The organism is Belnapia mucosa (assembly GCF_016775475.1).
Lineage (GTDB): Bacteria > Pseudomonadota > Alphaproteobacteria > Acetobacterales > Acetobacteraceae > Belnapia > Belnapia mucosa.
This window is the reverse complement of the sequence record NZ_JAEUXJ010000047.1, coordinates 1-10,289: the sequence shown is the minus strand read 5'-3', so window position 1 is coordinate 10,289 and position 10,289 is coordinate 1. Positions and strand designations below refer to the sequence as shown.

Genomic DNA, 10,289 nt, shown 5'->3' with positions numbered 1-10,289 from the left:
GCCTTTCTTCCTGCGCCCGCCGCCGGGAGCCAATCACAAGCGATTCAAATGACTCGGTCTGTTCCCGGATGGACACTTAACCGCAGCGCTTACACCAAAGCCTCCAAGCACCGCCTTCGCCGACCACAGCTCCGCCCTCTCAAAAATGCTGGTGAACTGCTCCGGCTCGGTCATCGAGCGCCCAATCGCCATAATGAGCGCCACAGCGGCATCGATCTTCTGCTCCGGCCGCGCCTTGGTCGGGTAGAGGTTGCCGCGCCGGTCGGGCTTGCCGACGACATTGCCGATGCACCACTCGAGCACCGGGTTGCCGTCATGCTGGAGGCGGCCCGAGCGCATGGCGGCGTCAAGCTCGATGATGGCTGGTGAGAAGTTCGCCGTGGTCGAGCGGAACTCGACCATCTCGACCTCCTGCGCCCGTAGCCGCTGCGCCAGTTGCGTGGACTGCCAGGGGTCATAGCCCACGCTGACGATGCGAAAGCGCCGGCTGAGTTGCAGGATGTCGTCTTCGATGGCCTGGAAGTCGGTCTCGTTGCCCGGTGTCAGCACGAGATGCTCCGTCGCGGCCCAGCCGGGATAGGCAGCATTCCGCGCCTCCAGGACCGCACCTCGTTCAGGTAGCAGCGGGCAAAGGCGGCATAGGTCGTCTTGCCCGTGTCGCGGCAGGTCTGAGGAAAGACCAAGTCCAAGGCCGCTAGGTCCGTGCGGCTGGCGAGGTCAAGGCCGAGATGGCACTCCTGCCCCTCGAAGTCCTCCAGCCGCAGGTTGGGGCTACGGCAGGCCTGCCAGGCGCGCATCGAGAACAGCGCCTCATCCGCGCCGGACCAGATGTTCAGGTGCCGCGTCCGGGCGGCCGTCTCCTGCGCCAGGTTGTTTCGGGCCTGCCGCATGATGGCCCAGATGGCATCGGATTGGACTGCTTGGCCCCAGCTCGGGTTGGCCCACCCAGGTCGCCTCGTCCTAGGGATTGTCCTCCAGGTCGGTGATCGGCCCCCATTAGGTGGTCCGGAGTGAATGTTAGTTCAGCGTTGGCCTGGGCGCCACGGTTTGCATGGTCGGCGGCTCCGACCGGCGCAGTGCCGCGGGCCAGGCCACGAGAGTTGGCAGCACCACCTCGGGTGCTGGTGGCCGGTACCCTAATGCGCCATGTGGCCGCACGGTGTTGTAGTGTCGGCGCCAGCTTTCGATGACCACCTCGGCTTCGCGCAGGCTGTAGAAGATCTCGCCGTCCAGCAGCTCGTCACGCAGGCGCGCGTTGAAGCTCTCCACATAGCCATTCTCCCACGGGCTGCCCGGGGCGATGTAGGCCGTTTTGGCACCGACCGCCGCGATCCAGCTCTGCACCGTCTTGGCCACGAACTCGGGGCCGTTATCAGAACGAATATGCGCGGGCACGCCGCGCAGGATGAACAGGTCGGACAGCACGTCGATGACGTCCGCCGCCCTGAGCTTGCGCCCTACCCGGATGGCCAGACACTCGTGGGTGAACTCGTCGAGGACGTTGAGCATCCTGAACTTGCGCCCGTCATGGGTGCGGTCCTCGACGAAGTCGTAGCTCCAGACATGGTTCGGCCGCTCCGGGCGCAGCCGGATACAGGAGCCGTCGGCCAACCAGAGCCGGCCGCGCTTTGGCTGCCGTGGCGGCACCTTCAGCCCCTCGCGCCGCCAGATCCGCTCGACCCGCTTGGCGTTCACCAGCCAGCCGGCATCCCGCAGCAAGGCTGTGACCTTGCGATAGCCGTAGCGGCCATACTGCCGCGCCAGCTCGGTGATATCAGCCGTGAGCCGCTCTTCGTCGTCATGGCCCCGCGGCACCCGGCGCTGCGTCGAGCGGTGCTGGCCGAGCGCCGCACAGGTGCGGCGCTCGGAGACCCCCATCGTCTGCACGATGTGCTCGACACAGGCGCGCCGGCGCGCAGGGCTCAGTAGTTTCCCCGAGCGGCCTCCGCCAGGATCTGCTTGTCGAGCGTCAGGTCCGCGATCGCCTTCCGCAGCCGAGCGTTCTCCGCCTCCAGCTCCTTCAGCCGCTTCACCTGGTCCGACTTCAGCCCGCCGAACTCCCGTCGCCAGCGATAATACGTAACCTCCGTCACCCCGATCGCCCTGATCGCCTCCGCCACAGACTGCCCCTGCGAAACCAGGACATCCACCTGCCGCAGCTTGGCCACCGCCTCCTCAGGCCGGTGCTTCTTGCTCGCCATCTCGGTCCTCCTCCGGTCCAAACCCAGACCTCAGGACGGACCAGAGGTGGGACAGCTCGTGCTTCTCGGCCTGGGAGCGGAAGCGGAGGGTGTCGATCCGTTCCAGCGCGTCGCGCAGCGAATAGCCGGAGCGAAAGCGGTTTTTTATCTCGCTGAAAATCTCGCCGATCTTGTACTCGATCGTGTTCGGGCTGGTGGCGCGCTGGCGAAAGCCCTGCAGATACGGGAACAGCTTGCGGTCGACGAATTCAATCAGGTCGTCGCCGGTCAGCGCGTTGTCATGATCGAAGCTGCCGGTCGCGGTTTTCGGTGCGGCCCTGTAGCGGCTGGGTGAATGCTCCCCAGAAGTGCTGGCTGAAAATTCCCCAGTCCAGCGCCACTGCCCGGGCCTGGGGGCGAGCCCCCGGGCCCGGGCGGCGCCGGCCATGCCCCAGGATGCCGCCCGGCATCATGGGAGCAGCCGGTGGTCACCCTTGGGGAGCTCGTCATGATCCTGGACCTCGCCCGGCAGGGCCTGACCGTGTCGGCCATCGCTCGCCGCACCGGCCACGACCGCAAGACCATCCGCACCTACATCGCGCGCGGCCTGGAGCCGCCAACCTACAAGCCGCGGCCGCCAGCTCCGTCGCCGCTGGCGCCCTTCGAGGCCTTCCTGCGCGAGCGCGTTGGCCGCTTCCCTGACCTGACCGGCCGACGCCTGTGGCGCGAGGTCCGCGACCTCGGCTTTGCCGGCGGCTACTCCACTGTGACCGACTTCCTGCGCAGCGTCCGACCGCCTGCCGTTCCCGCCTTTGAGCGACGCTTCGAGACTCCGCCGGGACGCCAGGCGCAGGTCGACTTCGCCCACTTCAAGGTCCACTTCGAGGACGAGCCCGGCGCCGAGCGCATTGTCTGGCTGTTCTCCCTGGTGCTCGGCCACAGCCGCATGATGTGGGCCCGCTTCGTCGCCCAGCAGGACCTTGCCACCGTGCTGCGCTGCCACGTCGCTGCCTTCGAGGCGCTCGGCGGCGTGCCCGAGCAGATCCTGTATGACCGGATGCGCACCGCGGTGCTTGGCGAGGTCGACGAGCGCGGCATCGTCTACAACGACAAGCTCCTCGCCCTGGCAGGTCATTACGGCTACCTGCCCAAGGCCTGCCGGCCCTATCGCGCCAAGACCAAGGGCAAGGTCGAGAGGCCGTTCCGCTATGTCCGCGAGGACTTCTTCCTGGCCAGGGCCTTCCGCAACCTCGGGGACCTGAACGCTCAGTTCGCCCAGTGGCTCGACCAGGTCGCCAACCGCCGCCTGCACGGCACCACCGGGCGCATCGTCATCGAGCACTTCGCCGAGGAGCGGCCAGTGCTCAAGCCGCTGCCAGCCGGGCCGTTCAACGCCGTCCTCCGCCTCGAGCGGCGCATCTCCCACGAGGGCATGGTCTCGGTCGGCGGCAATCTCTACTCCGTCCCCGACGGCACACGCCGGCGTCCGGTCGAGGTTCAGGTCACCGCCGCCGAGGTCCGGATCCTGGAGGATGGCCGGCTCATTGCCGTCCACCCCGTGCTCGAGGGCCGTGGACGGCGCCGCATCGCCGAGGGCCATCGCAGCCTGCCGCCGCCTGCCAACAGCGCCACGCCTCGGCATGGCGCCACAGCGCCGCCAGGACCGCCCACCGGCGTGACGCCCCGGTCGCTGGCCATCTACGAGGCCGTCGGCCGCAGGCTCGCCGCCGCGGAGCCGGCGCGATGACCGCCGCCCCGGCCACCCTCGACCGCATCCGTCGCCACCTGGTCGGCCTCCGCATGCCGCGGGCCTTGGAGGTCCTCGAGCACCTGCTGCGCCAGCTCGAGCGCGGCGAGATCTCCGCCCTCGAGGCGATCGACAGCCTGCTCGACGAGGAGCTCAGCCTGCGCGAGGGCCGCAGGGTCAAGGCCGCCCTCAAGATGGGCCGGCTGCTCACGATCAAGACGCTCGCCGGGTTCGACTTTGCGTTCCAGCCCTCGCTCGACCGCAACCGCATCCTGACCCTCGCCGGGCTCGACTTCATCAGCCGCCACGAGGTCGTCCACTTCCTTGGCCAGCCCGGCTGCGGCAAGACCCACCTCGCCATCGCCCTGGCCGTCGAGGCCGTCCAGGCCGGCCGCAGCGTCTACTTCACCACCCTCGCCGAGCTCATCGGCTCGCTGGCCAAGGCCGAGCGTGAGGGCACCCTGCGTGAGCGGATCCGGTTCCTCTGTCGACCACAGCTGCTCGTCGTCGACGAGATCGGCTATCTGCCCGTCGTCGCCGGCGGCGGGAACCTGTTCTTTCAACTGGTCAATGCCCGCTACGAGCGCGGCGCCATGATCCTCACCTCCAACCGCGGCTTTGCCGAATGGGGCGAGGTGTTCGGCGACACCGTCGTCGCCACCGCCCTGCTCGACCGACTCCTCCACCACGCCATCGTCGTCCGCATCGAGGGCGCCAGCTACCGCCTCCGTCGCCATGCCGATCTGCTACCCGACACCAGCTCAGCCCGACCGATAGCCCCGTCCGAGCCACCACGCCGGCGCGGCAGGCCACCCAAGCTCCGAACAGCCGACCTCACCGCCGCGACCTAGCCACCAGCCGAACTGGGGAATTTTCAGCCAGCGCTTTTGAGGAAACCCACCTCAGCATTGACAGGCCCAGCGGGACCAAGCGTGGTCGGCATCGATGATGCGAGCATAGGGCTTGCCGAGCAGCTCGGCTTCCATCTCACGCCCATTCCTCGAGGTCGTCGAGGTACTTAAGGAAGAGCATCCAGGAGGTCTGTTCGGTGTAATCCAGCTCCGTCGTGCAGCCGGCCTCCTTCCAAAGGACGTCGTCGATGGCCTTGAATGTCTGTTCAAACATGTTCGGGTGATTGCTTTCTTGTCGTCTAGCGAGGGTAGTAGCCTATCGTCGCGACAGATCGATCGCCAGTTCAGCATCAGCACAATTCAGCCACCAGTAGGATGAGGTAGCGTCAAATTCAACCAAAACTTGGCATTTCGGCTGCGAGTGTAAAGCCACTCATTGCCAAGAACTGCCAGTATAAGCAGCCAAGTTCCGAGAACACCTGAGAGCGTCATTTTGCAAGCTAGGGAGGTTGCGCTACGGCAACGCGTCGACCGTGACGAGCGGATGCCGCGGGTGAGACTCGGGGGTTCCTCCAAGCATTGACCGTCCGAGCAACAGGCGTGGCGTTAGAACAAGACTTTCATCCCAAATCATAACGAAATTAAGGGATAGACCTTGTTGGCTAAATCATCCAGCCCTCAAATGCGGAGAGAAACTCTGAAAATTAAGCGAATCGGGGGTCGGGACCGATTCTCCGAGACGCGCACCGGATCTCCGCCGCGGACCAAGTCGCGCAGCTGCATCGACTCGCCCGGCACGAGCCCGCTCACCTCGTAAAGGCTGATGACCGAGCGCCGCAAGCCGGTGATGTAGTCGCGTGTGGAGGGGCCTTCCTTCCAACCGCGTCGGCGAAGGTAGTCGTCCGCGACATTGCGGCCGCCGGGGAGGTCGGTGGCAACCAGATCCTCGAAAGCGGCACCCCAGAGGACTGTAGCGGCATCGTCGCCGAGAACGTCCGCGATGTCCTCCATTTCGATACCCGCTGCAGCACAAGCCTGGGCGCTATGGCGGTCCAGCAACTCGGCCAGCGCGCCGCGCCACTCCTCGCGCTTGGCCCAGGCGATCAGTCCGGCGATGTCGTGCGGCATGGGAAGAACGACCGCCTCCAATCAGGGTGGACGCGGATGGTCTATCGGGGCTCCGCAACGGGCAAGAGCTTGAGGGTGGGGATGCCAATCTCATCAGTAGCTTCGACCGGCAAGCGATAGACACGCTGAAAGAAGGGCCAGCTCTCGGCCTAAAGATCCTGCTTTTCCAACGCGATAAAGCTTGAGGGTTAAATCGCCCTACCCTCAAGGTCCGGAGAGTCTCCGGCATTTCGGAGAGAAAACCCGCCTCCGTTCCGCCGCCGCACCACCAAGGTTGCCGCGAAAACCCAGGCCAAACCTGCGCCTCAGCGCGGTGGTCTGCATGGGAGAGACGGGTTGTGTGGGAGGCGATTGGAGCAGCGGTAGGAACCGGGGAATGAAAGTCTCTGGGCACCGGAAATTCAGCGGTGGATGCGGGGCAAGAGCCACAGGTTGAAGGTAGCCGACGACGGCCCCCGGTCGTGCGCTGAAGGTCACTGAGCAGACGCCGCATGTCTGCCGTCTGCGGATAGCCTCCGGGTCTCGCAGCTGAAATCAGCGGTTCGAGAAGGCGGTACGGCTCGTCGCTCAGGGCCTGACCGGACCCGCAGTCTCCAACTAAGGCGCGGGTCTCGGGTGTCCACATGGCGGCTCTCTCCAGGAAAGCCGCCCAGAATGCTCCACCCCCGCCGCCTTTTCAGCCCCCAGCTCGCCACCGGTGGCTTTCAAAAACAACCTTTTATACGCCTTTTACCCCGCCTGCGGTCAGTCCAGCGACAATCTGTTTTTGGGCCAACAGTGTCAGCAGCAGCACCGGCAATGTAACCAGCAACGCGGCTGCGGAAAGAGGGCCCCAGGAAATCTGCTCGAACGTCAGCATGTTATTGACGGCCACAGGCAAGGTTCGTGTTTCTCGCCCAGCGAGCACCATGGCAAAGACAAAGTTATTCCAGGAAAAAATAAAGGCAAGAATGGTCGCGACTGTGATGCCCGGGCGGGCCAGTGGCAGTGCTACGTGACGGAAAGCCTGCCAGATCGTCGCGCCATCGACCAGTGCGGCTTCCTCCAACTCCGTTGGCAGCCCTTCAAAGAAAGAGATCATAACCCAGACCACGATCGGGACGGTGATGACCAGATGCGTGATTACGATTGGCCACAGGGTTCCCGTCATTTCCAGCCACTGGAACAGCAGAAACAATGGAATTAGGTAGGAGAGGCCCGGAGTGATCCTCGCTATCAGGATCAATGCCGCCGCGCGCATCGCCCGCATCTTTGCAATACCATAACCAGCTGGCACACCGATTACGAGCGCCAGGAGAGTAGCGCCAAAGGAAACAATGATGCTATTCCAAGCATATAGCACGAAATCGTTGCGGGCGAAAACGTCACGGTAATTATTCAGCGTTGGCGGGTTCGGTATAAACACCGGTGGCCAAGCCGTATTATCAAGCTCGTTTTTTAGTGACAGCGATAGCATCCAGAGAAAAACCAATATCGCCGGAGCGATCAGCACGAAGACCGCAAGACCAAAGCCGATGTTCTCGGCGAGGCGCCGGAGCTTTCTCATGTCATCCGCACCCGCTCCCGCGTCCACAACAGCAGGGCCGCGAGGGCCATGATAAGGATGAAGAACACCATTACCACCGCACTGGCGTATCCCACATTGTAGAAAGCGAAGGCTTGCAAATAGAGGAAAATGTTTATGGTTTCGCTAGCTTGCCCTGGGCCGCCTTGCGTGATGACGTAGATGGTATCGAACGCTTTGAGGGCGTCGATCGTACGGATAATCAAAGCTACTACAATGAAGGGAGCCAGCAAAGGAAGCGTGATATAACGGAATGCCTGCCATGGACTGGCACCGTCGATCTTTGCCGCCTCGTACGGGTCGATAGGCAGGCTGGCGAGACCGCCAAGGATCAGCAGCATGACCAGCGGCGTCCAATGCCACACTTCGACCAGCACCAGGGTCGGGATAACGGTGTCAGCACTATAGACCCAAAGGCTAGGTGGAAGGCCGAACTGCACGAGGAGCCAATTCAGCACACCGAGTTGCGGATGGAACATCATCGTCCAGACGAGTGCCACCGCCACCGGCGTTGCCATCATTGGCAGAATGAAGATGGTACGAGCCAGCCCACGTAGAGGAAATTTTCTGTTAAAGCTAAGTGCGGCTGCTAGGCCTAACAACATTGGTAGTACCACCGCCAATGACGTATAGAAAATCGTGCGGAGAACTGCCCACCCGAACCGTGCATCGGTGAACAGCTGCTCGTAATTGGCGAAGCCAACCCAACGCCGCTCCCCTCCCAGCCTCCAGTCGAAGGCCGAGACATAAATGGTGAAAATCCAGGGGAACAGGATGACGGCGATGATGACTACCGCAGCAGGCACCACGAACCAGACATAACGCCGCGCATAGTTACGGCGCCGCTTGGCCGCAGCCCGGCCGGCAACAGATGCAGCCGTAGCTTGGGACATCAGGTCTCGCGCTCGCTCTGTTCCAGAATGGGCCGGAACTCGGCCGTCGCCTTTTTCAACTCGGTTGCAACATCAGCGCCACTGATGCTGTTGGTTAGTGCGCTGCCGATTACATCGCGGAACTGCGTCACAGGAACAATCTCAGGCAAGCCGGCACGGGCGATTTTGGCACTCGCCTCCAGCGTCTGGAAGAATTCTCGCGGGAAGTGGCTTCGGCTTATGGCTTCCTCATTCCTGAAGGGGCTGCTGCGGGCCGGCACGCCAGCGCCGCTGACCAGCCACTTGAGCTGGTTGGCCTTGCCCAGCGCCCATTGGATGTAGAGCCAAGCGGGCCCTTTTTTTCGTGATGCTTCAGGGATGGCGTAACCCGCTCCAAACAGCGCGCAGTGGTGTTGCGGCCCCGGCCCGCGTGGCACCACCGCATAGCCAACCTTGCCCGCGATGCGCGATCGGGTGCGATCCTCAAGCGGCGCCGCGAAGCCGATCCCGTCCACCCACATGGCCGCCCGACCCTGCATGAAGGTGGTCTGGCACTCATTCCAGTTGAAGCCGATCGAGCCCGGTGGCGACACGTCGCGCAGGAATTTCTTGTAGGTTTCGCCGGCCCAGATAGCATCTGGGGTATCAGTAATGAGCTGCCGGTTGGCATCAATCATGTCGCGCTGGCCGGTTCCCAGCAGGTAGCTCGACCACAACACGACATTGGCGTTCTTTACGCCTCGCCCGACATGGCCATAAACCTGCTTTGTTGGGTCGGCAAGGCGCTTCGATGCCTCGTACATCTCGTCCCAGGCGGTCGGCACAGCGATGTTTTTGCCGGCGAGTAATTCCTTATTGTAGTATAGAATGAAGTAGTCGGCGCCAGCAGGGCAACTGTCCAGCCGCCCGTCCGACTGTGTTGCGTATGTCACCATGCCCTCGCCGTAGTCCGCGAAGTCGAAATCCGGCGCCGTCAACGTCGGATCCGCCAGTAAGGCACGGATATCGGTGTTCCACCGGGCCTTCCCCACCTGCCGCTTATTGACGTGCAGACTAATCTCGGTCACGTCAAAGGATGGGCGCCCAGAGGCGTACTCGACGATGATCTTCTGTCGGTGCTGCTGTTCGGGCACAACCTCAAGGCCACAGCGGATCCCGGTGAGTTCCTCGAATTCCTTATTGTTCTGTTGCAGCATGGTACCGCGGGGGGAGAGCTGAACGCTTACCTCAATCCGCTCGCCGCGAAAGCGACGCCAGTCGAAGGCGCTTTGGGCATTCGCCCGATCGATGAACGGAGGCGCAGCCAACAGTGCGGCTCCTGCTTGGAAAGCGGCGCGGCGCGTGATCCGGACCATGGTCTTCCTCCCGAGGAAGGGGCGGCGGGTTGCTCCCGCACTACCCGAGAGCCGATCCTCAGCTAAAACGGTCGCTGACGGCAAGAGCATAGAGACGTCCGGCAAAGCCAAGGTGTCGTCTAATAATCGAAGCTGACGGCGCCGATTTAGGCAAGGGCGACATGCGGCAGCTGCGCCGCATCGGCCTACACACCCTCTGTCGGCCTAAAGCTCCAGCCTTCCTCAGGGTTTAGATCTCCGCCGGGGTGTAGCCATGCATGGATCGGGCCGGGTCCTCATCCCCGCCTAACCCCGGCGGAGGTCTTGCAGGCGATGTGGCCTCGCGTGCGATGTCTCGGGGGCTGTCCAGCGCCCGACCGCTAGATGGCAAATGGCCGATCGCGCGCGGCTCGTGTGCCGCTGCTGCCTGCGCCGTGGTCGCTACGACATCAAAGGTCAGCCTTACGCATCCAGTATGGCGACCAGCGCCGTGGCATGCATCTGGTGCAGCGGTTGGTTGGCCGCGACCCCGGATTAGGGATTGAAGCGAAATAAGCACTTCATGGTGACTGTTGGTGGGGTGAGATGGTGTAGTTCCACTCGCCGTGGAACG

At 63.4% G+C, this 10,289-nt stretch carries 11 protein-coding genes; 2 read left to right on the top strand and 9 right to left on the bottom strand.

The window, feature by feature from the left end; translation table 11 throughout:
• Window positions 1-33 precede the first annotated feature (33 nt).
• The 4 genes from JMJ55_RS31855 to JMJ55_RS29860 form a co-directional block, all read right to left on the bottom strand.
• A complete protein-coding gene (locus tag JMJ55_RS31855; RefSeq protein ID WP_202829253.1) occupies window positions 34-549 on the bottom strand; it encodes a terminase TerL endonuclease subunit in 516 nt (171 codons plus the stop codon).
• On the bottom strand, window positions 543-968 hold the full coding sequence (locus JMJ55_RS31850; RefSeq protein ID WP_328702802.1) for a terminase TerL endonuclease subunit: 426 nt from the start codon (window positions 966-968) through the stop codon (window positions 543-545). Before JMJ55_RS31850 ends, JMJ55_RS31855 begins: the two co-directional genes overlap by 7 nt.
• 49 nt (window positions 969-1,017) lie before the next feature.
• Window positions 1,018-2,201, bottom strand: a protein-coding gene (locus JMJ55_RS29865; protein WP_202829252.1) for an IS3 family transposase whose coding sequence is annotated in 2 segments (ribosomal slippage) — window positions 1,018-1,937 and window positions 1,937-2,201 — 1,185 coding nt in all. Because the reading frame shifts where the segments join, the coding sequence is not laid out codon by codon here.
• Entirely contained in the window at window positions 2,176-2,628 is a 453-nt protein-coding gene (locus JMJ55_RS29860; protein WP_202829251.1) for a hypothetical protein, read from the bottom strand. The genes JMJ55_RS29865 and JMJ55_RS29860 overlap by 26 nt, the downstream gene beginning before the upstream one ends.
• 36 nt (window positions 2,629-2,664) lie before the next feature.
• On the opposite strand from JMJ55_RS29860, the gene istA reads away from it, so the two are divergent.
• Window positions 2,665-3,927: an IS21 family transposase gene (gene istA / locus JMJ55_RS29855; protein WP_202829250.1), complete on the top strand. Its 1,263-nt coding sequence runs from the start codon at window positions 2,665-2,667 to the stop codon at window positions 3,925-3,927.
• Window positions 3,924-4,778, top strand: coding sequence for an IS21-like element helper ATPase IstB (istB, locus tag JMJ55_RS29850; RefSeq protein WP_202829249.1), 855 nt, complete (start codon window positions 3,924-3,926; stop codon window positions 4,776-4,778). Before istA ends, istB begins: the two co-directional genes overlap by 4 nt.
• Window positions 4,779-4,914: 136 nt before the next feature.
• Here the strand turns inward: istB and JMJ55_RS29845 are convergent, their stop codons facing one another.
• The 5 genes from JMJ55_RS29845 to JMJ55_RS29825 all read right to left on the bottom strand — a co-directional run bounded on the left by JMJ55_RS29845 (window position 4,915) and on the right by JMJ55_RS29825 (window position 9,697).
• Window positions 4,915-5,052, bottom strand: coding sequence for a type I restriction-modification system subunit M N-terminal domain-containing protein (locus JMJ55_RS29845; protein ID WP_202829248.1), 138 nt, complete (start codon window positions 5,050-5,052; stop codon window positions 4,915-4,917).
• Between the two features lie 404 nt (window positions 5,053-5,456).
• Window positions 5,457-5,906, bottom strand: a complete 450-nt coding sequence (locus JMJ55_RS29840; RefSeq protein WP_202829247.1) for a hypothetical protein — start codon at window positions 5,904-5,906, stop codon at window positions 5,457-5,459.
• Between the two features lie 718 nt (window positions 5,907-6,624).
• On the bottom strand, window positions 6,625-7,452 hold the full coding sequence (locus tag JMJ55_RS29835; RefSeq protein WP_202829246.1) for a carbohydrate ABC transporter permease: 828 nt from the start codon (window positions 7,450-7,452) through the stop codon (window positions 6,625-6,627).
• On the bottom strand, window positions 7,449-8,363 hold the full coding sequence (locus tag JMJ55_RS29830) for a carbohydrate ABC transporter permease (RefSeq protein ID WP_202829245.1): 915 nt from the start codon (window positions 8,361-8,363) through the stop codon (window positions 7,449-7,451). The genes JMJ55_RS29835 and JMJ55_RS29830 overlap by 4 nt, the downstream gene beginning before the upstream one ends.
• Window positions 8,363-9,697, bottom strand: a complete 1,335-nt coding sequence (locus JMJ55_RS29825) for an extracellular solute-binding protein (RefSeq protein ID WP_202829244.1) — start codon at window positions 9,695-9,697, stop codon at window positions 8,363-8,365. The genes JMJ55_RS29830 and JMJ55_RS29825 overlap by 1 nt, the downstream gene beginning before the upstream one ends.
• Between the last annotated feature and the right edge of the window lie 592 nt (window positions 9,698-10,289).